15 protein-coding genes and 1 other RNA gene are annotated in these 20,145 nt (G+C 66.4%); 7 read left to right on the top strand and 9 right to left on the bottom strand.

What is annotated here, in order from left to right; genetic code table 11:
* Position 1: 1 nt before the first annotated feature.
* Entirely contained in the window at positions 2-997 is a 996-nt protein-coding gene (rsmH, locus tag ACQR1E_RS17275) for a 16S rRNA (cytosine(1402)-N(4))-methyltransferase RsmH (RefSeq protein WP_316165941.1), read from the bottom strand.
* A 552-nt stretch (positions 998-1,549) separates the two neighbouring features.
* Between rsmH and ACQR1E_RS17270 the strand changes: the two genes are divergently transcribed.
* The gene (locus ACQR1E_RS17270; RefSeq protein WP_315769174.1) at positions 1,550-2,401 is read left to right on the top strand and encodes a peptidoglycan recognition protein family protein; all 852 of its coding nucleotides are present in this window, start codon (positions 1,550-1,552) and stop codon (positions 2,399-2,401) included.
* Between the two features lie 4 nt (positions 2,402-2,405).
* On the opposite strand, the gene ACQR1E_RS17265 is transcribed toward ACQR1E_RS17270, so the two are convergent.
* The gene (locus tag ACQR1E_RS17265) at positions 2,406-3,650 is read right to left on the bottom strand and encodes an RNA polymerase sigma factor (protein WP_434897337.1); all 1,245 of its coding nucleotides are present in this window, start codon (positions 3,648-3,650) and stop codon (positions 2,406-2,408) included.
* A 34-nt stretch (positions 3,651-3,684) separates the two neighbouring features.
* Positions 3,685-4,038, bottom strand: coding sequence for a YciI family protein (locus ACQR1E_RS17260; RefSeq protein ID WP_315713448.1), 354 nt, complete (start codon positions 4,036-4,038; stop codon positions 3,685-3,687).
* A 139-nt stretch (positions 4,039-4,177) separates the two neighbouring features.
* Between ACQR1E_RS17260 and rnpB the strand changes: the two genes are divergently transcribed.
* An RNA gene (rnpB, locus tag ACQR1E_RS17255) (RNase P RNA component class A) lies at positions 4,178-4,619 on the top strand.
* A 47-nt stretch (positions 4,620-4,666) separates the two neighbouring features.
* Here the strand turns inward: rnpB and ACQR1E_RS17250 are convergent.
* The 3 genes from ACQR1E_RS17250 to ACQR1E_RS17240 form a co-directional block, all read right to left on the bottom strand.
* Positions 4,667-6,484 carry an ABC transporter ATP-binding protein gene (locus tag ACQR1E_RS17250; RefSeq protein ID WP_434897336.1) on the bottom strand — a complete coding sequence of 606 codons (1,818 nt, stop codon included), beginning with the start codon at positions 6,482-6,484 and terminating at the stop codon, positions 4,667-4,669.
* A 274-nt stretch (positions 6,485-6,758) separates the two neighbouring features.
* Positions 6,759-8,348 carry a DHA2 family efflux MFS transporter permease subunit gene (locus ACQR1E_RS17245; RefSeq protein ID WP_434841427.1) on the bottom strand — a complete coding sequence of 530 codons (1,590 nt, stop codon included), beginning with the start codon at positions 8,346-8,348 and terminating at the stop codon, positions 6,759-6,761.
* Positions 8,349-8,573: 225 nt separating this feature from the next.
* Positions 8,574-9,905 (bottom strand): HlyD family secretion protein, encoded by a 1,332-nt coding sequence (locus ACQR1E_RS17240; RefSeq protein WP_316203169.1) that lies wholly within the window; start codon positions 9,903-9,905, stop codon positions 8,574-8,576.
* 194 nt (positions 9,906-10,099) lie between these two features.
* Here ACQR1E_RS17240 and ACQR1E_RS17235 point away from each other — a divergent pair, with 194 nt between their 5' ends.
* Both ACQR1E_RS17235 and ACQR1E_RS17230 read left to right on the top strand, forming a co-directional pair.
* Positions 10,100-10,738: a TetR/AcrR family transcriptional regulator gene (locus ACQR1E_RS17235; protein ID WP_316165939.1), complete on the top strand. Its 639-nt coding sequence runs from the start codon at positions 10,100-10,102 to the stop codon at positions 10,736-10,738.
* Positions 10,739-11,488: 750 nt separating this feature from the next.
* Positions 11,489-12,064, top strand: coding sequence for a hypothetical protein (locus ACQR1E_RS17230; RefSeq protein WP_316159281.1), 576 nt, complete (start codon positions 11,489-11,491; stop codon positions 12,062-12,064).
* A gap of 1,023 nt (positions 12,065-13,087) precedes the next feature.
* Here the strand turns inward: ACQR1E_RS17230 and nikR are convergent.
* Positions 13,088-13,579 (bottom strand): nickel-responsive transcriptional regulator NikR, encoded by a 492-nt coding sequence (nikR, locus tag ACQR1E_RS17225; RefSeq protein WP_316192831.1) that lies wholly within the window; start codon positions 13,577-13,579, stop codon positions 13,088-13,090.
* Between the two features lie 174 nt (positions 13,580-13,753).
* Between nikR and ACQR1E_RS17220 the strand changes: the two genes are divergently transcribed.
* Together ACQR1E_RS17220 and ACQR1E_RS17215 are read left to right on the top strand one after the other, a co-directional pair.
* Positions 13,754-16,111, top strand: a complete 2,358-nt coding sequence (locus ACQR1E_RS17220; RefSeq protein ID WP_434897335.1) for a TonB-dependent receptor — start codon at positions 13,754-13,756, stop codon at positions 16,109-16,111.
* A 333-nt stretch (positions 16,112-16,444) separates the two neighbouring features.
* Positions 16,445-17,059: a class I SAM-dependent methyltransferase gene (locus tag ACQR1E_RS17215; RefSeq protein ID WP_316174269.1), complete on the top strand. Its 615-nt coding sequence runs from the start codon at positions 16,445-16,447 to the stop codon at positions 17,057-17,059.
* 101 nt (positions 17,060-17,160) lie between these two features.
* Here the strand turns inward: ACQR1E_RS17215 and ACQR1E_RS17210 are convergent, their stop codons facing one another.
* Positions 17,161-17,427 (bottom strand): hypothetical protein, encoded by a 267-nt coding sequence (locus ACQR1E_RS17210; RefSeq protein WP_315713457.1) that lies wholly within the window; start codon positions 17,425-17,427, stop codon positions 17,161-17,163.
* Positions 17,428-17,712: 285 nt separating this feature from the next.
* Positions 17,713-18,897 (bottom strand): extensin family protein, encoded by a 1,185-nt coding sequence (locus ACQR1E_RS17205; protein ID WP_434897334.1) that lies wholly within the window; start codon positions 18,895-18,897, stop codon positions 17,713-17,715.
* A 463-nt stretch (positions 18,898-19,360) separates the two neighbouring features.
* Here ACQR1E_RS17205 and ACQR1E_RS17200 point away from each other — a divergent pair, with 463 nt between their 5' ends.
* Positions 19,361-20,131: a DUF2147 domain-containing protein gene (locus ACQR1E_RS17200; protein ID WP_434897333.1), complete on the top strand. Its 771-nt coding sequence runs from the start codon at positions 19,361-19,363 to the stop codon at positions 20,129-20,131.
* Positions 20,132-20,145: the final 14 nt, after the last annotated feature.

The following is a 20,145-nucleotide window of genomic DNA, read 5'->3' as shown; positions in this document are numbered from 1 at the left end:
GTCACCCTCCTCGCAGGACATCGGCCAGCCGCGGCCAGGGCGACGAGGATGCCGAAGCGTGCGCCGGCGCGGCCGTGCGCTCGGCACCGCGCAGCTTGGCGGACCGCGCCCGCGGATTGGCTTCGGTCTCAGCCTCCGCTGCCACGACCGGCTTGCGGTTGAGCAACTGGAAGCTCGGTGCCTCCTGCGCGATCTCGGGCAGATGGCGCGAGCCGCCGCCGGTCCTGCTGCGCTCGGCGAGGAACGTCTTGACGATGCGGTCCTCGAGCGAATGGAACGAGACGACCGCCAGCCGGCCGCCCGGCGCCAGCACGCGCTCCGCTGCCGACAGCGCCTGTTCGAGCTCGTCCAGCTCCTCGTTGACGAGAATCCGCAGCGCCTGGAACGTGCGCGTCGCCGGATGGATGTCGCCAGGCTTGGATCTCACCACGCGCGCGACGATGTCGGCGAGTTGCCGCGTCGTCGTGATCGGCTGTTCCTTGCGCGCGGCGACGATGGCCCGCGCCACGGCGCGGGAGTGCCGCTCTTCGCCAAAGATGTAGATGACGTCGGCCAAAGCGCGCTCGGCAGCGTTGGCGACGACATCGGCGGCCGTCGGTCCCGTGCCGCCCATCCGCATGTCGAGCGGGCCGTCGAACCTGAACGAGAAGCCGCGCGCGGCGGAGTCGAGCTGCATCGAGGAGACGCCGACATCCATCACGATGCCATCGACATGCGCAAGGCCTCGCGATGCACAGATGTCGGCCAATGCCGAGAAACGGTTCTCGACCAGTGTCAGGCGACCGCCCGCCTCAGTGAGGAGACCTGCGCCGCCGGCGATTGCGGTGCTGTCGCGATCGATCCCGATGACGTGTGTTCCCGCCGTTGCCAGGATCAGGCGCGTATAGCCACCGGCGCCAAAGGTCGCATCGACGTAGGTTCCGCCGCCACGTGGCGCCAGCATCTCGACCGCTTCGGGGCCGAGCACCGGGATGTGTCGCTGGTCAGCCGTGCTCACCCGGCCGCTCCGCACGCGCGCCGTTGCTTCAGACTGACTTTGGTTGGCAGCGAGCCCATCGCGCCCTCGATCCTCGCGCCCCGTCAATTCGCCAAGCCATCTCCCGGGACGCTCCGTCATCCGTCGCGCCGTCACGACATCAGCAGCACGATCCGGCCATGTCGAGATCCTCGATCCGACAGCGATCGCGCGGCGCCGGAGCGCCCCGGAACCGCTTTCGATCGTGATCTGCCGTGCAGGACCTTGCATCGTGGCGGCTTGCCGTCCCGAAAGCCGGCTTGGCTCTTCACCACTCAGTAACGGCGTTTAGCGTTAACAAACCGTTGATGGTCTGTGGCGGATGTTGGGCACTTGGACCGCGAGGCGGAGCTGCCCGGTAGACCTTTCGTCCTGCTCGCCGCCGTGCCGTTCGGCGGACCGGCGATCGCGATACAACGGTCCGCTCAATAGCGAGGGCTCGCATGCGATTTCGATTGCGGCTGGGTCATGTAAAAGAGTAGTGCCTGCCCATATCCGGTTTGAGCCGCCGCCGCCGTCCGCTTCGAGTCGTTCATGCCAAGTCCCTCCGACAAGCCGGAATCGAAGCGTCCTCGTGCGCTGCAGATCCCCAAAGGCGTTTCCAACCTGCCGGTCTTCACGCCGGACTCGTCGGTTGTCTCCGACGTGATCCCGTCGGCCAATTTCGGCGAGCGCAAGGGTGGGCGCCAGCCGGACATGATCATTCTTCATTACACCGGCATGCCGGATGTCGAAGGGGCAATCACCAAGCTGTGCACCGCCGGCAGCGAGGTCTCCGCGCATTACGTCGTGCTCGAGGACGGACGCATCGTCCAGTGCGTGCCGGAGGCCTTGCGCGCTTGGCACGCGGGTCTCTCGTCATGGGACGGCGAGGAGGACATCAATTCCTGCTCGATCGGCATAGAGATCGTCAATCGCGGCCACGATTGGGGCTATCCGGATTTCCCACCGCGGCAGATCGCGGCGGTCATCGCGCTGTGCCGGGGCATCATGCTCCGCCGCAATGTCCCGGCGCATCGCGTGCTCGGGCATTCCGACGTGGCACCCGCGCGCAAGAAGGATCCGGGTGAGAAATTCCCGTGGCATTCGCTGGCGAATTCGGGCGTGGGCCACTGGGTGCAGCCGGCGGCGATCACCAAGGGCGAGACGCTAAAGCTCGGCAGCATCGGCGACGACGTCAAGGGCTTGCAGAAGGCGCTCGCCAAATACGGCTATGGCGTGCCGATCACGGGTAAATTCGACGGCATCACCATGGATGTCGTCACCGCGTTCCAGCGGCACTTCCGCCCCGAAAAGATCGACGGCATCGCCGACCGCTCGACCTTGTGGACGTTGCATGCGCTGCTGACGAGCCTGCCGGCCGAGGATCAGGCGCCGCGCGTCTGACACGTCAGGCCTCCACGTCGAGCTCGCCGAGCCGCCGTGCATAGAGACGCTTGAGCGGCGCGAGCTGCGTGGCTGCGCTCGCCTCGCGGTAAGCAGCGCGCGCCTCGTCGCGCCGACCGAGCCGCCGCAGAAGGTCTGCCCGCACCGCCGGCAGCAGATCGTACTGCTTCAATCCGCCGCGCGCGGCCAGCGCATCGACCAGTGCCAGCGCCCGCGCCGGGCCGTCGACCATCGAGACAGCGGCCGCATGATTGAGCTCGATCACAGGCGATGGCGCGATCCGCAGCAGAACCTCGTAGAGCCCCACGATCTGCCGCCAATCCGTTTCAGCGTAGCTGGAGGCCTGAGCATGAAGCGCGGCAATCGCTGCCTGGACCGTATAGGGCTGCGGGAGCCCCTTCATGCCCAGGGCCTGTTCGACCAGCCCAAGCCCTTCGGCGATCTGCTCACGATTCCACAGCGAGCGGTCCTGCTCCTCCAGCAGGACGATGTCGCCCGCCGCATTGGTACGGCCGGCGCGCCGCGCATCGTGCAGCAGCATCAACGCGAGCAGGCCCTTGATGTCGCGCGCCTCCGGCATCAAGCCAAGCAGCAGGCGACACAGCCGGATCGCCTCGCGCGCGAGATCCTCGCGAATCAGCTCGGTGCCTGAGGTCGCGAGATAGCCCTCGGTGAACACCAGATAGATCACGGTCAGGACGCCGCGCAGCCGCTCCTCGAGCGCATCGCGTCCCGGCACCTCGTAGGGAATCCCGGCGAGGCGGATCTTCTGCTTGGCGCGCACCAGGCGCTGCGCCATCGCCTCCTCGCCGGTGACAAGTGCGCGGGCGACCTCGGCGGTGGTGAGGCCGCAGACCGTGCGCAGCGTCAGCGCCACCTGGACCTCCGGCGCGAACGACGGATGGCAGCAGGTGAAGATCAGCCGCAGCATGTCGTCGTCGAGATCGGCCGGCGCGTCGGCGTCGTCGTTGGCGGCATCACGCTCGATGGCGTGAACGATCTCCGCCTCCTTGTCGCGAAAATTGCTCCGCCGCCGGATCCGGTCGATCGCCTTGTTGCGGGCGACATTGACCAGCCACGCCCGCGGGTTGGCGGGGGCGTCGGACCCCCGCCATTTGAGCAGCGCCGCAGCGAACGCATCCTGCAGCACGTCCTCGGCCAGATCGAAGTCACCGACGAGCCGGATCAAGGTCGCGAGTGCGCGGCCGGCCTCATCGCGGAACACCTTGTCGATCGCATCAAGCGTCATCGGTGACCCTTCTCGGCCGCGAACCGCACCGGTCTCAATGATTATATTGCCAGACCGGCCGCACCTCGATCGAGCCAAAACGGGCGCCGGGAATCCGCGCGGCAATCCCGATCGCCTCGTCGAGATTCTTGGCCTCGATCATGTAGTAGCCGCCGAGCTGCTCGCGGGTCTCGGCGAACGGACCGTCGGTGGTGAGGATCTTGCCGTCGCGCACCCGCACGGTCGTCGACGTCGTCGTCGGCTGCAGCCGGTCGCCGCCCTTGTAATTGCCGCTCGAGATGATCGACTGGGTGAAGGTCTGGTACTCCGCCAGCATCTTGCCCTCGGCCTCCTTCTCCATCTTCGCGTAGTCGACTTCGTTCTGGTAGATCATCAACAGATATTGCATCGAACTTGCTCCCTTGTTTCGGCCGGATCGCCGACATCCAGTCGAACGGCGCGCTCACGAAACGACACGCCCAGGATAATATTTTTGCCGGCGCAGCGATGGCTTGACCTGATGGCCGGGAAGCCCCATTCAAGCTGCGTCAGTCGGCCGGACGGCCGCTCCGGCAGGCGCCGAAAGGCCGCCGGGGAGGAAAGTCCGGGCTCCATCGACATGCGGTGCCGGATAACGTCCGGCGGGGGCGACCCCAGGGATAGTGCCACAGAGAACGAACCGCTTCCTCCCGCGAGGGAGGCGAGTAAGGGTGAAAAGGTGCGGTAAGAGCGCACCGCGGGGCCGGCAACGGAACCGGCATGGTAAACCCCACCGGGAGCAAAACCGAATAGGGACGGCCACGCGGAGACAATCGCCAAGGCAGATGATGCCAAGGCGATGACGTCCGCGGGAGCGATGTCAGGCTCGCCGTCCGGGTAGGTTGCCCGAGGTCGCGCGCAAGCGCGATCCCAGAGGAATGGCCGTCACGTATCGTCATGCGCAAGCATCACGGTGCCCTACAGAACCCGGCTTACAGGCCGGCTGATATGTTCATGAGGGGCTCGGCGCACCAGCGCCGGGCCCCTCACCATTTTTGTCAACCGGCGGCCGAGAGCTGACCGAACTCGGTGGCCTGGCGCTCGAACAGGCTGCGATAGAGTCCGCCGGGTCTGCCAACCAGCGTGGCGTGGCTGCCCTGCTCGACGATGCGGCCGCGGTCGAACACCAGGATGCGGTCGAGGCTTCGCACGGTCGCCAGCCGATGCGCGATCACGATCGCCGTCCTGCCCTTCATCAGCCGCTCCATCGCCTCCTGGATCAGCGCCTCGGATTCCGAATCGAGGCTCGAGGTCGCCTCGTCCAGGATCAGCACCCGCGCGTCCGCCAGGAACGCCCGCGCCAGCGCGACCCGCTGCCGCTCGCCGCCCGACAGCTTGACGCCGCGCTCGCCGACCAGCGTGCCGTAGCCCTTCGGCAGGCGCGTGATGAACTCATGCGCGTTGGCGAGCCGCGCCGCCTGCTCGATCTCGGCCTGGCTGGCGCCAGGACGGCCATAGGCGATGTTCTCGGCCAGCGAGCGGTGGAACAGGATCGGCTCCTGCTGCACGATCGCGATCTGGCTGCGCAGCGAGTCCTGCGTGGCATGCGCGATGTCCTGCCCGTCGATGAGGATGCGGCCGCCGCCAACGTCGTAGAGCCGCTGCACCAGCTTGACGAAGGTCGTCTTGCCGGAGCCGGAGCGCCCGACGAGGCCGATCCGCTCGCCCGGCCGGATGTCCACCGACAGCCGGTCGTACAGCGGGGTGCGATGGCCGCCATAATGGAACGTCACCGCATCGAACACGATGTGCCCACCGGTCACCGCGATCGGCCTGGCGTCCTTGGCATCGACGATGCCGATCGGCTCGCTGTGGATCGCGACCAGCTCGTCCATGTCGTTGACCGCGCGCTGCAGGTTGTTGATGTGCATGCCGACGTCACGCAGATACGCATGGATGACGTAGTAGCTCGTCAGCACATAGGTGACGTCGCCTGGCGAGGCCTTGCCCGCCATCCACAGCAGCACGGCGCCGCCGATCACCGAGGAGCGCAGGCACAGCAGCACGCCGAGCTGCACGGCCGCCGTCGTGTTGTAGCGCAGCCAGGTTCGGTTGACGCGACGGCTCCAACGGCTGACGACGCGCATCAGCCGGCCGTCCTCGCGGGCTTCCGCCCCGAACGACTTGACCACCGCATTGCAGCTCAGCGCGTCCGCCAGCGTGCCGCCGACCTTGGTGTCCCAGGCGTTGGAGATCCGTGCGGCCGGGGCGATGTAGCGGGTCGAGAACGCGACGGTCATCGCGACGTACAGCACCGCGCCGACGGCGATCACGCCGCCCAGCGCGCCCCAGTGCAGGCCGAGCAGCACCATCGAGCCCAGCAGCACCGAGAGCGACGGCAGCAGCGCCAGCAGGATGGTGTCGTTATAGAGGTCGAGCGCCCACATGCCCCGGGTGATCTTGCGCACCGTGGAGCCGGCGAAGCTGTTGGCGTGCCAGTCGGTCGAGAAGCGCTGCACGCGCACGAAGGCGTCGCGCGCCACGTCGGACATGATGCGCAGGGTGAACGGCACGATCAGCTGCAGGCCCGACAATCGCAGCACGATCGAGGCGAAGCCGAGGGCTACGATGGCGGCGAACGCCACCAGCGCACTGTGCCGTGCATCGGCATTGCCTGGGCCCAGGGTGAGCGCATCGACCAGCCGGCCGGAGAACAGCGGCATGAACAGATCGGCGGCGGTGGCGCCCAGCAGCGCGCACGCAATGCCGAGCGTCATGCGTGGCTGCTTCAGCCAGTGGCGGGTCACGAACGGGATCACGACGCGGATCGCGGCGGGACGCTTGTCGGCCTTCAGGCCGGAGACGTCGACGGTCATGGCATCATCCGGCCGCGCTCGCAGCGCCAGCCGGCTCCAAATAGTGCAGACGCGACGCGGCGCGCGGTCTGCGGATGAGTAACTCAGGCGTTGGGAAGTTAAGCGATGGTGCTCAAAGCGAGCGGCCGAACACCAGAACAGGCATCGAGCGGGTGCATGCGATCTGCAGATGCGATGTGGTCATGCAAATCTCCCCGGTTCGAGCGACAATTCTTGTTCCATACCATCGACGGTATGATTTGGCAACCCGCGGCGCGCGCAGGAGCCGCTCACGTCAATGTGCGTCGCCGCCGCCCGCCATCGGCGAGCTCGGCTTGTTGAGCAGCATCACCATGAAGCTGAGCGCGATGTAGAAGCAGGTCAGCATGAAGAACGCATCGCCATAGCCCATCACGACGGCCTGGCGATGCACGATCTGCGACAGCTGCTTCATCGCCATCAGCGCCGAGTCGCCCATGCCCTGCAGCTTCTGCTGCAGCATGTTGAGGGTCTCGACCGCGGTGGCATTGCCCCAGTTGACGCGCTCGTGGAGGCGGGAAATGTGCAGGTCGGTGCGATCGTTCAGCACCTGGTTGATCACGGCAAGGCCGACGGCGCCGCCGAGATTGCGCATCAGGTTGAACAGGCCGGATGCATTCTTGACCCGATCCGGCGCCAGCGTGCCGAGCGCGATGTTGTTGGTCGGCACCATCGCGAACATCATGCCGACGCCGCGCAGCACCTGCGGCAGGAAAAGCTCCCAGAAGTCGTAATCGCGGGTGATGCCGGTCATCTGGTAGGAGCCGATCGCGAAGATCACGAGGCCGAACGCGATCATCAGGCGCATGTCGATCTTCAGCATCAGGCGGCCGACCACCGGCGCCATCAGGAACATGGTGACGCCGGAGACGAACATCGTCTCGCCGATCATCAGGGCGCTGTAGCCGCGAACTTCAGCGAGATAGCGCGGATAGATGTAGGTCAGGCCGTAGAGGCCGATGCCGATGCAGAACTGCAGGAGGCAGCCGACCGCGAAGTTACGGTTGCCGAATGCGAAGAGGTCGACGATCGGCTCGTCGGCCGTCAGCACCCGCCAGAAGAAGGCGACCGCCGACACCGCGCAGACCGCGGCGAAGATCGCGACCGACGTGTCCTGCAGCCACTCATATTGCGGCCCCTCCTCCAGCACATATTCCAGCGAGCCGAGGAAGCCGGCCATGAACAGCAAGCCCCACCAGTCGAAGCGGTCGAGCAGCTCGAAATGCGGCTCGTCGAAATCCACCAGCGCCAGCACGCCTGTCGTGATGATGATGCCTGGCACGATGTTGACGAAGAACAGCCAGTGCCACGACATCGCGTCGGTGATGTAGCCGCCGACCGTGGGACCCACCGTCGGCGCCAGCGTCGCGACCAGGCCGATGATGGGACCGACGATGTGGAATTTGGTGCGCGGGAACACCGTGTAGGCCGAGGCGAACACGGTCGGAATCATGCCGGCGCCGAGGAAGCCCTGCAGCGCGCGCCACACGATCATCTGCTCGATCGACGAGGCGAAGCCGCACAGGAAGCTCGAAATGGTGAAGCCGGCCGCCGAAATCGCGAACAACAGCCGCGTGCCGAGCGCGCGCGACAGGAAGCCGGACAAGGGAATCGCGATCACCTCGGCGATCAGATAGGCCGTCTGCACCCACGACACTTCGCTGGAGCTCGCCGACAGTCCGGCCTGGATCTCGCTCAGCGACGCCGAGACGATCTGGATGTCCAGGATCGCCATGAACATGCCGAACACCATGATCAGGAACGCGATCAGCCGCCGCGGCGCGATGCGGTCCGACGGCGCGGCCGGTGCGCTCATAGTGGGGTCGGCTGTCGTTGCGGTGGCCATGTTCTAATGAGTCCGCTGGAGTCGATGACCGCGCCGCGTCACAGGTGCGCTCCCCTCCCCCCGCGCGAAGCGGAGCTTCGCTAGGCGGGGAGGGGTCGGGGGCGGGGGTCCCCAACGGCGGTCTCGCCCGGAGACCCCCCACCCCAACCCTCCCCCGCAAGGGGGGAGGGAGCTGACTTCCGATGACGCAACAGCGAATGCAATCGCGTCAGTTAGATCACCTCGCTACTTCCCCTGCACCGTCGCCGGCGCGTCGAGATCTCCGTCGCTGTCGGCATCCTTGGCGCCGTCGGTGGTGTCGACGGTGACGTAGACCGACATGCCGGCGCGCAGCAGGTTCTGCCGCGCAACCTCCTTCGGCACGCGGATGCGCACGGGCAGGCGCTGCACGATCTTGGTGAAGTTGCCGGTGGCGTTGTCCGGCGGCAGCAGGGTGAACACCGAGCCCGAGGCCGGCGAGATGCTGTCGACCACGCCCTTGAAGCCGCGCGCGCCATAGGCGTCGACCTTGATCGTGACCGGCTGGCCCGGACGGATGCGCCTGAGCTGGGTTTCCTTGAAGTTCGCGTCGATGAAGACGTCGTCGAGCGGCACGACGTTGCCGAGCCGCTGGCCGACCGCGACGAAGTCGCCGGTGTTGACGAGACGGTTGGAGAAGGTGCCGTCGACCGGCGCGCGCACGGTGGCGAATTCGAGATCGCGCTCGGCCTTGGCAAGCGATGTCTTCAGCTCGGCGAGCTGCGCCTGGGCCTCGACCTGCTGCGCCTTCGTCACCTCGACATTGTCGCGCGCGGCGTCGTACGCGGCACGGGCGGCGCGGACCGCCGCCATGCCCTGGTCGCGCGCGGCTTCCGACTGCTCGAAGGTCGCATGCGAGGCAAAACCCTTGCTGCTCAGCGCCTGCTGGCGCTCATAGTCGAGCCCGGCGCGCTTCATCGCGGCTTCGGATGAGGTGAGATTGGCCTGCGCCTGCTCGGCGGCACTCTGCTGTGCGGCGACCTGGCGACCGATGCGCGCGATCGTCGCCTCCTGCGTGGCGATCTTGGTGCGGGCGGCGTCGACCGCGATCTTGTAGTCGCCGTCGTCGATGCGGAAGATCACGTCGCCCTTGCGAACCACCGAATTGTCCCGCGGCACGATCTCCTGGATGTGCCCGGAGACGCGCGCGCCCAGCATGGTGTTGTTGGCGCGGACGTAGGAATCGTCGGTCGAGACCATGAAGCGGCCGACCAGATAATAGTGCGTGGCATAGCCGGCGGCGGCTAGCGCGAGCAGTACGCCGATGCCCGCCAGCACGCGCTTGCGTTTGCCGGATTTCGGAGCGGCGGCGGGCGCGGCTTGCGGCTTCGCGCCCGTGGGAGCGCCGGCCGGCGCCGGCCGTTCAAGCGGCGCCTCGGTGCTGACGTCGGCCTTCGGGTCAGCCGGCTTGGCATCAACCGGCTTGCGCTGTGCCGCGTCGCTGGCCTGCGGCCGGACCGGCTCAGACCTCGTCTGTTCCAGCGTTTCCTCAGCGTCCGGACGGCGCGCCCGCACAGCCTGATCTCTCGCAGCGGCCATCAGAGACTCCCACCCATGACAGCGGGGCCGCTCAGGCCCCGAAAATCGAAAATCCCGACCGAACCGTTCGGTCAATCCACATCTACCATTGACCGAACCGTTCGGTCAATCTATATCTTCGCTACCGCAACATATCCGCGCAGATGCTTTTGTGACGTTGGCACCGGCCAAATCTTCGGGAACAGCCTAAACCAATGATTGAGCCGTACCACAACACCACCCAGGCGACGACGGACGACGATTCCTCGAAGCGTCGGCAAATCCTCGAGGGCGCCCGCAAGGTGTTCATGGACATGGGCTTCGACGGCGCCAGCATGGGCGAGATCGCGCGCGTCGCCGGCGTCTCCAAGGGCACGCTGTACGTCTACTTCGCCGACAAATTCCGCCTGTTCGAGGCAATCGTCGAAGAGGAGAGCGTGCATCGGGGCGCCTCGAATTTCAGCTTCGACCCGGATCGCGATGCCGCGACCGTGCTCAGCGAGTTCGGCAAGGCCTGGATCGCGGTGGTCTGCCGGCCGGGCGGCGGATCGGCGATCCGTACCGTAATGGCGATCGCCGAGCGGATGCCGGACGTCGGCCGCCGCTACTACGAGTGCGTGCTCAACGGCACGATCAGCCGGCTGGCGGCCTATCTGCAGGCCCGTGTCGACGCCGGCGAGCTCGCCATCGACGACTGCCATCTGGCGGCCTCGCAATTCCAGCAGATGTGCCAGGCCACGCTGTTCCTGCCCTTCATCTTCCAGGCCGAGCCGGCCCCCTCTCCCGACCGCGTTCACAAGGTCATCGCCAGCGCCGTAGGCATGTTCCTCGCCCACTATGGCGTCAAGAACTGAGGACGGGCCGCGGATGGCGGCATCTGCGGCTCTGTTCTCACCAGCATCGGGCATGCGCTTTCCTTCTCGCGACGGATGACGTCCGAGCTTGGCGTCCGGACCACCCTCGAATCGATCGGAGGGTGCAGGGAAGGCCGGGCGCTGGCCGCGCCCGTGGCCCGCCTGCTCAAAAAAATGCAGGCGGCAGGTACCACAGGTTCAGCCGAGATCACCCGGCCCTCCCTGCGCGATGGGCTTACGACTTATACGTAGTCTCCCCGGTGTCCGGGCTTGTAGCCACCGTCATCAGCGCGATGCGCTGGGCATCGTCGCCAACTTGGCGCCAGCATCGGGGCGCCAGGACCATACGACTTCATCGTCCTGCCGGTCGCGTTCGTCCGCTCGCGATTTCAGCGCGCTGCGCGCCGACAGGCCACCGCTCCCCGCCTCCAACGCTCGTGACGACCGCGAAACGTCCCTCTTCGATCGAGGCGGGATGGCGGTAGACAACCATGAAATTCGGAAAAATGGAAGATCAAAATTTTTGCGCGAGGGACTGGACAGGGCAAATCAGTTTGATCGGGCAAACGAAATCGAATTCTGCGCGCAGCCGGCTTTAACCGCGCGCGACCGCAGCAGCAGCGGGCGACGATACCTCGGCGCCGTATCCGCGGAAGGAGCCTAGCGTCCGAGAAGGGTCGCGAGCCGACCTTGCAAGCGGTTGCGGATTGGGGCAATCGAAGCTCGGCAGCCGCGCATCCTGGGCCTACCATGTCAAAGTTCTTCGCTATGGAATCCGTCGGATCTCCCTGGGGTGACTACGGCGATATTCTTTTGAACGGCCTCGTTGAAGCGACCGAGTGCGTCGGGCCGCCGATCATCCGCATCTTGCGCACTGGCCCATATGTGCCGCCGATGACCCAGCCATTCGGCTTCATCATCGTCACCGACGAATTTCGACGTGACCTTGAACGCAGCCAGTTGACTGGCTTTGACTTCGAGCAGACTCAGTATGGGAAAGTCGTCCGCCTCGATTGGCAGACTTGGAGCACGGACACCAATGAGCCGATGTCGTATCCCGAGACAGGCGAACCAGAGGACTACATTTTGGGATGCCCCCACGACCCCACTCTTCTGGCGCAGATGCCTCGGTTGTGGGCTCTCGCCGTCCGGCCTACGCCCGAATTGCAGGTCCAGGGCACACATTCCTTCCGCGCAGATCGACATCCGGGCACGGACATCGCTCGTGAGCATACGCTCCATTGGGTAAGCGAGCGTATGAAGGTTTGGCTCGAAAGATCGTCGGCGGCGAGATGGATTGCGTTTCGTTCGATAAGGCCGCGATGAACAATGTCCGCTTCGGGACGAGACTGTTGACTAAGCCGCTGCTTAACGAGAACTGTCGTCGCCAACAACGTCTCGCTGCTGGTCCAAAATGCGCCTCAGCACCGACGAGGGTCGACGAATTGCTCGCTTGGCGCGTCGGCCAATCGATCTGCTGTGTCGGAAAAACGCATAACCAGCGAGCAGAATTGCAGTGACGCCAGAAATCACGTGACCAGCCGCTAGAGTCGCAAAGCAGAGCGGCCCACCGACGCAGATCACACCGGTCCATAGTAGACAGAATCCAAGGTAAGTCTTGCCTGTCGGGATGCCGCTGCTCATGGTCACAACCGTAGCGCCTTTATGATCTCTGGGCCCCGGCAAAATCGTCCGCGCCGCATCCGCACGTGGCCAATGGTGAATCTAGGATTGACGCTATCTGCCATTGTCCCGGTCGGACCAGGCGCTAGGTGTTTCGCCGACGGCATCCGCAGGCGCATGACCGGGCGCTGGCCCGCCGGCTCTGGGAGCGCTCGGAGCAGTTGCTCGACGCCGCCCCGACGATGTCACGCGCAGCCGTGCGGGCCATCTGATGGGTATCGGAAACATCAGTTGTAGGGTGGGCAAAGTAGCCGCCTGCAGGTCGGTCGCGTGCCCACCATCGCCCCGCGCACGAGAAAGCGGGATGGTGGGCACCGCGCGCGATGCATCACGTATGATCAGCGGCATCGGGGGCGCGCCTTTGCCCACCCTACCCTGTCGCCAACACAAGCGAAGCAGTCAGAGGCGCGGGAAGAGTCTGGATTGCTTCGGCGCAAGAGCGCCTCGCATTGACAGAGAGTGGGCAGGCTCCGCGCCAAAACCTCAACTGTCGTCGCCCGGCCCGACCGAGCGATCCAGTATTCCGCGGCGGCTGTGATGACACGCGACGTCATGGCGTACTGGATGCCCGCCGGAGCCTGCCCTCGGGCTCGCCAAAGGCGAGACCCGGGGGGCGGGCATGACATTGGAGGATTTGGCCGGCAGTGTGCCAAATCTCTTTCTGCTCTACTTCTTACCGCTCTTGGTCGTGTGGGAATGCGAATGGCTATGACTATGGGCGTGGCTATGACTATGCGCGTGCCCGTGGTCATGCGCCGGATCGACCGGCATCATCGCGACGTGGCCGTGGCGGACGCCGCGTTCGGCGATGACGTGGTCGGCGAACGCCTTGACCTCGCGACGCTCGCCCTTGAGCACGGTGACCTCGAGGCAGCTCTCCTGGTCGATGTGGACGTGCAGGGTCGCCTGGGCGAGGCCGGAATGGTCGTGCGCCTCCTGCGTCAGGCGCTTCGGCAATTCGCGCGCGGCATGGTCGTAGACGTAGCTGAGAGTCGCGATGCAGTGGCGGCTGTCGGCGGCGCCGGCATCGGCCGTTTCGAGGCCGCTGCGCAGCAGATCGCGAAACGCCTCCGAGCGGTTGTCGTAGCCACGCCGGGCCATGAAGGCGTCGACCTCGGCCAGAAGATCGTCGTCGATCGTGATCGTCAGGCGCTGCATGTCCCGTCTCCCTGAGCTGCGCGACAAGCGCCTATCCACCCGATGAGTATGATGTTTTCACGTTGACATCATACCGGTGTCACCTTAGCGTTCTTTAACACTCGACATCAGGGCGAACCAAGTGCGCGTGTCGCGGGCCAACGACGGCTCACGGCAGATGATGACGCACGCCCGATGACGAGATCGAGGGGCGTGACGATGCAGTGGCGTGGGGCAAGTGTTGGCGTGCTGATGGCGGCATTGGCGCAGCAGGCAAACGCCCATCCGGAACGGGCCCCGGCCGAACTGCCGACGGTCGACGTCGATGCCCCCCGACGCGCGGCCAAGCCGAAACCGCAGGTCCGGCGCGAGGCGCAGCGGCCGAAGCCGGGCGCCGCCCGTGCGGCGACGAATGTAACGCCGGCCACCGCGGCGGCGGCTGCACCGTCCGGCGCGCCCAATGTCGGCTCCGGCCCCGCGCGGCCGCAGGGCATGGCGAGCGAGGTCGTGATATCCGGCGAGGAGATCAACGCCCGCCCGGCGACCCGCCCCGGCGAGGTGCTGGAAGCGGTGCCCGGCCTGATCGTCACGCAGCACTCCGGCGAAGGCAAAGCCAACCAGTATTTTCTGCGCGGCTACAATCTCGACCACGGCACCGACCTCGCACTCCATGTCGATGACGTGCCGGTCAACATGCGCACCCATGCCCACGGCCAGGGCTATGCCGATCTCAACTGGCTGATGCCGGAGACGATCGGCCGTGTCGACGTGCGCAAGGGGCCCTACTTCGCCGACGAGGGCGACTTCGCCTCCGCCGGCAGCGTCCATATCGGCCTGATCGACAGCGTGCCCAAGGCGATCGCGCAGGTGACGGCGGGCAGCTTCGGCTATCGCCGTTTCTTCGGCATGGATTCGGTGCATGTCGGCGACGGCCATCTGCTGATCGCCGGCGAGGCCGGCCGCTATGACGGACCCTGGACCACGCCCGACGACGCCAAGAAGCTGAACGGCCTGATGCGCTATTCGCAGGGCACGGCGACCGACGGCTTCTCGATCACCGGCATGGCCTATGCGAACCGCTGGACCTCGACCGACCAGGTGCCGGAACGCGCCATCACCTCGGGCGATCTCGGCCGCTACGACGCATACGATCCGACCGACGGCGGCAAGACCAACCGCTTCGCGCTGTCCGGCCGCATCGCCGGCACCGACGAGGCCGGCTCGTGGAAGGCCAACGCCTACGTGGTGAAGAGCCAGCTCGATCTCTACAACAACTTCACCTACGCGCTGAACAACCCGACCTATGGCGACCAGTTTCACCAGCACGACGACCGGCTGATGCTCGGCGCCAATGCGTCACGCACCTTGAACGGCAGCTTCGCCGGCCGCCCCATGGAGACGACGTTCGGCGTCCAGACGCGCTACGACGACATCGCGCTGGCGCTGACCAATACGCGTCAGCGGGTGCTGCTCTCCGACATCGATCCCTTGAGCACCGGCGTCGTTCGCGCCGACAAGGTCGGCGAAGGCAGCGTCGGGCTCTATGTCGAGAACACCGTGCGCTGGACCGACTGGCTGCGCACCACGGTCGGCTATCGCGGCGACTATTATCAGACCCACGTGTATTCGCTGACCAACGGCAACAACACCGGCGATGCCGCGGCCGGCCTCGGCAGCCCGAAATTCCGGATGGTGATCGGGCCGTTCAACAAGACCGAGTTCTTCGTCGGCGCCGGCTACGGCATGCACAGCAACGATGCCCGCGGCGCGACCACTACGGACGATCCGGCTGCGCCGGGCACCAGGATCGACTCCTCGCCCCTTCTGGTGCGCACCAAGGGCGCCGAGGTCGGCGTGCGCACGCGCATCGTCCCCGGACTCGACTCGTCGCTGAGCGTGTTCATGCTCAACCAGGATTCCGAGATCCTGTTCTCCGGCGATGCCGGCAACACCGAGGCCAGCCGGCCGAGCCGGCGCTACGGCTTCGAGCTGACCAACCACTATCGCCCGGCGTCGTGGATCGACATCGACGCCGATCTGGCGATGACGCATGCGCGCTTCGTCGGCGACAACACCGACCAAGCGGCGGTCTACGCCTCGCTCGCAGGCTACCCCCAGGCCCAGCTTGGCAATGCGCCCGGCAACTACATCCCCAACGCGCCGGCGATGATCGCCTCGGCCGGCATCACCCTCGGCGAGAAGACCGGCTGGTTCGGCGGCCTGCGCTGGCGCTATCTCGGCTCCACGCCGCTGACGGAGGACAACTACTTCCGCTCCACCCCGACCAGCGTGTTCAACGGCCGCATCGGCTTCCGCGACGCCAATGGCTGGCGCATCCAGCTCGACGTGCTGAACCTGCTCAACAGCAAGGCCAGCCAGATCTCCTACGGCTACGGCTCGCTGCTGCCGACCGACCAGCTCTACAAGGACTGCTATGTGTCGCCGCCCGCGACGCCGGTGCCGGCCCAGGTCTGCCAGACTGGCGTGATGGACCGCGTGCTGCACCCGATCGAGCCGCTGACGTTCCGGGTGACGGTGGCGGGGACGTTCTGAGGCGGAGCTTGCTAGGTCTCACGCCCTCTCCTCGCGGACGGTGAACTCCCCTCCCCCTTGCGGGGAGGGGTTGGGGGTGGGGGACCACGAGTCCCGCTGTTCGTGATGGAGAGTCGATCTATCAAGAACACTGGAGAATCATCGCGCGCGTCGAACGACCGCAGTCGAACGCGTGAAATCGTTCACGCGTGAAGTGTGCCCCATGGAACGTTCAGCGCGTGGGGACCCCCACCCCCGACCCCTCCCCGCAAGGGGGAGGGGACTCACCGCCGGCTGGGCAAGAGTTCGAGCCGTCACGTGCTATAATGTGTGCCTCTCCTCGGGACCGAAACCATGTCCGACCGCACCACCCATTGGCAGACCGTCTACACCACCAAGGCCGAGACCGAGGTGAGCTGGTACCAGGACGACCCGGCGACGTCGCTGCGGATGATCCGCGAGGCCGGTGCGACACCGACATCGCGGATCATCGACATCGGTGGCGGCGCATCGCGGCTGGTCGATGCGCTGCTCGCGGCCGGCTACGGCGCGCTCGCCGTGCTCGACATCTCCGACGCGGCACTGGCGACGGCGCGCCGCAGGCTTGGCGCGGCGGCGGCCGGGGTGACGTGGATCGCCTCCGACGTCACCACCTGGACGCCGGACGCGCGCTACGAGGTCTGGCACGACCGGGCCGCCTTCCATTTCCTCACCGCGCCTGAGGACCGCGCCGCCTACGTCGACCGCCTGCGCGCGGCCGTGGTGCCCGGCGGGGCCGTCATCATCGGCACGTTCGCGTCCGATGGTCCGGAGAAGTGCAGCGGACTGCCGGTCGTCCGCTACGACGCCCACGGACTGGCCGCTGCGCTGGGTCCTGCTTTCACGCTGGAGGACAGTTGCACCGAGGTGCATCGCACGCCATGGGACTCGACGCAGCAGTTCCAGTTCTGCCGCTTCCGCGCCGGTTAGAGCATGATCCGGAAAAGTGGAAACCGGTTTTCCGAAAAGATCATGCTCAAACAAGTAGATGAGATCATGATGCGATTCCGTGGAATCGCATCATGATCTAGTCAGCAGCACAGAGGCGGGCCATCCGACACGACGAGAACCTCGGTGTCGGCATCCTCGCTGCGCGCGGCATCCTCCGCTCCACCAGCCGACGTCTCGCTCTCCGGCGGCGTGCGCCAGGGAATCGGCTTCGGCGGCATCCGCTCCAGACGCTGCGCATCGGCGACGGCGCGGCGTGCCGTCTTCAGCGAGCGGCAGACCAGCACGGCCTGCTCGGCGGTGCCGACCTCGAAGCCCGCCCCAATCGCCTTGATGCGATACGATGCCATCTCCGCCTCTCCCAATCCGGCAGCAACCAGAACCCCGCGCGCCTTGTTCCTGGCGACTGTGGCAGGTCTAGTGTCGGCCAAAGGCGGACGGCAAAACTGGTCAACGGACTCCTAATCCGCAGCGCGTGACGTCGGGGTTTCCGTTTCGGGGCGGGACAGAGCGCGGTCAGGCGCGGCTGACGGCGAAAGAAATCCACAGCCGCGCACAGGAATGGCGAATGGCGAATGGCGAGCAGGTGATCGTCCCGATCCCGATTCGCTACTCGCTGTTCCCTATTCGCCCTCTCAATAGTCCCGGAATTCGTCTTCCTCGTTGATCAGCTGGCCGATGCTGCGCGGCTGCTTGCGCGACGGGATCGAGCTGGTCACGTCGGGCTCGCGCTGGCCGTAGCCATAGCGCCGCTGCTGCGCACGTGCCGCCACCGCCTCGCCGGATTGCGCGGCTGGCTGGCAGATCATGCGGCGGCTGGCGCGGCGCATCAGGTCCACATGGATGTGGTCGTAGTGATAGACGTTGGAGCCGGGCGCCAGCACGGTGGTGAACTGCTGGCACGCCCCGCCCTGGATGTCGCGCAGAAAGCCCTGCTCCTCGGGCAGGCCGATCCAGCCGTCCTTGACGCTGATGCGGCGGCCGTCGGCGAGCGTGAAGGCGGCGATATCGAGCGCGTTGCCGAAGGCATGCTCGGAAATGTGCGCGCTCGGATTGCCGTTCATGCCGCGGCAGGAATAGGCCGAGATCTGCTTGATCTCGACGACCTTGGTGCCGAACCAGCGCTGGGCTGCCGGCTGCACCGACTCCGCGATCCAGCGGTCGAGTGCCGAGACGATCGGACAGGCGAGCGTCGCGGTCGGCTTCACCGCGACCGGGCCGACGGTGCCGACCGGATCGCGCGACGGTCCGAGCCGCGGCGGCGGTTCCTGCTGCGGATAGGCGGTGCGAGCGGCCGGCTGACCGCCAGAGGGCGAATAGGCCGCGTCGGCCGGCTGATTGACGTCGTCCTCGCCAACCGGCGGCTCGAGCTGCAGTGGCGCGCCGGGAGGGGCGCCATAAGACGGCGATGCCGAACCCGGATAGGCCGCGCTCGACGACGGATAGGCGGGCTGCGGCGCCGCCTGTGGCTGATAGGTCGCGGGCGGGGCGTAGCGTTGCGGCGGCTGGTTGATCGGCCAGCGCGGCTGGCCGCCGATCGCGGCCGGCGGACGCAGGCTTTCATCGGCGAAGCCATAGCTCGTGGTCGCTTCGCCGAGCGCCGCCACCTTCAGCGGATAGTCGGCGCCGCACATGCCGGGGCCGGAGATCGGATTGATGCGGACGATATCCGCGCTCTCCTTCACCGCGCCCGATTTCAGGCAGGCGATCTCGGCCTCGGCCCGCCACGGCTCGCGCTCCTGGAAGAATCCACGGCCGCAACCCGCAAGCGAGACAAGGACGATGGAGCCGACGAGATACAAACGAACTCCGCGCGTCATATGCAGAGGTTTGCGGCAATTTGCTTAAGGACCTGTCAATGCCGTCCATTTACGGCGCGCAAACCATCGTGACGTGAAAGGCAGTCCATTTACGGGGAAGCGACAACCGCGCTGTCTTTTTTGCCGATGCCGATCGGATATGTGTGGCGCGCGCTTTGCGGAGCAGGCGTCAAGCGCGAGCGCACGCCAGGTGCGCGAGATGCGAAACGGGAGCGGTCCCATGAGCCTTGCCGATCGGCTGAGCATGGTGGTCACGTATGTCGTGTTTGCATTCGTCGGCGCGATCATCGTCGGGATGATCTGATCGCTGCGATCCGACCTCGATCGATTGACGGGCCGCGGTGGGCCGCGTGCGGCCCCAGCCGCATTGCCTTTTCGGCTGTGACCCTTGTCACAGATCGCGCCGTCACCCGCGTCTAAGAGTTCCCTCCAGGTTCACGACGCCGTCCGAGGGAGCTCATTCATGAAGACCGTGTATCTGGCCGCAGCAGCCGTTCTGATCGCGAGCAGCGCCGCGCAGGCCGGCAGCTCGATCGCGTTCAATTTCGACGGACACAAGATCCGCGTCACCGTGCCGCGCAACTGCCAGTCGCTGTCCTGCCTGCAGGTGTCCGGCATCGACCTCAGCGGGCTGAAATCATCCAAGCTCGACGATGACGATGCGCCGGCGGGCAGCGCGCCTGCGGCCGGCGCTCCGGCCCCCGCTGTCGCGGCGCCCGTGGCGGCTCCGCCGGTCGTCAACGCGCCGGCGCCCGCCGCCACCGCGCCAGCCGCGGTCGCGCCAGCCCCTGCATCGCCCACTGCCGCTGCGCCATCCACGACCGTGCAGATGCCGGTGCCGCCGGCGCCGGTCGCGGCGACCGCGCCTGCTCCACAGCCAGCCCCGGCACCCGCGCCGGTCACGGTTGCCGCGGCGCCTGCCGCAGTTCAGCCGGCGCCGGCAGCCGATCCGAACTCGCCGCTCGGGCTGTGGGCCACCGAGGGCGGCAAGGGCAATGTCGTGATCGAGCCGTGCGGCGCCAACATCTGCGGCTTTGCCGAGAAGACGCGGGAGAAGATCCTGATCAACATGAAGCCGAAGGACAGCAAATGGGTCGGCCGCATCCACGATCCGGACGGCGGCGGCAACTACGACTCCACCGTGGTGCTCAAGAATCCGAACACGCTGCGGGTCCAGGGCTGCGCCTTCGGCGGCCTGTTCTGCGGCGGACAGACCTGGAAGCGCGTGAGCTGATTGCCGTCCCTCGA

This window comes from Bradyrhizobium sp. HKCCYLRH1030 (genome assembly GCF_051168395.1).
Classification (GTDB): Bacteria; Pseudomonadota; Alphaproteobacteria; order Rhizobiales; family Xanthobacteraceae; genus Bradyrhizobium.
The sequence above is the reverse complement of the archived record's forward strand: the minus strand, read 5'-3'. Positions and strand labels throughout refer to the sequence as shown.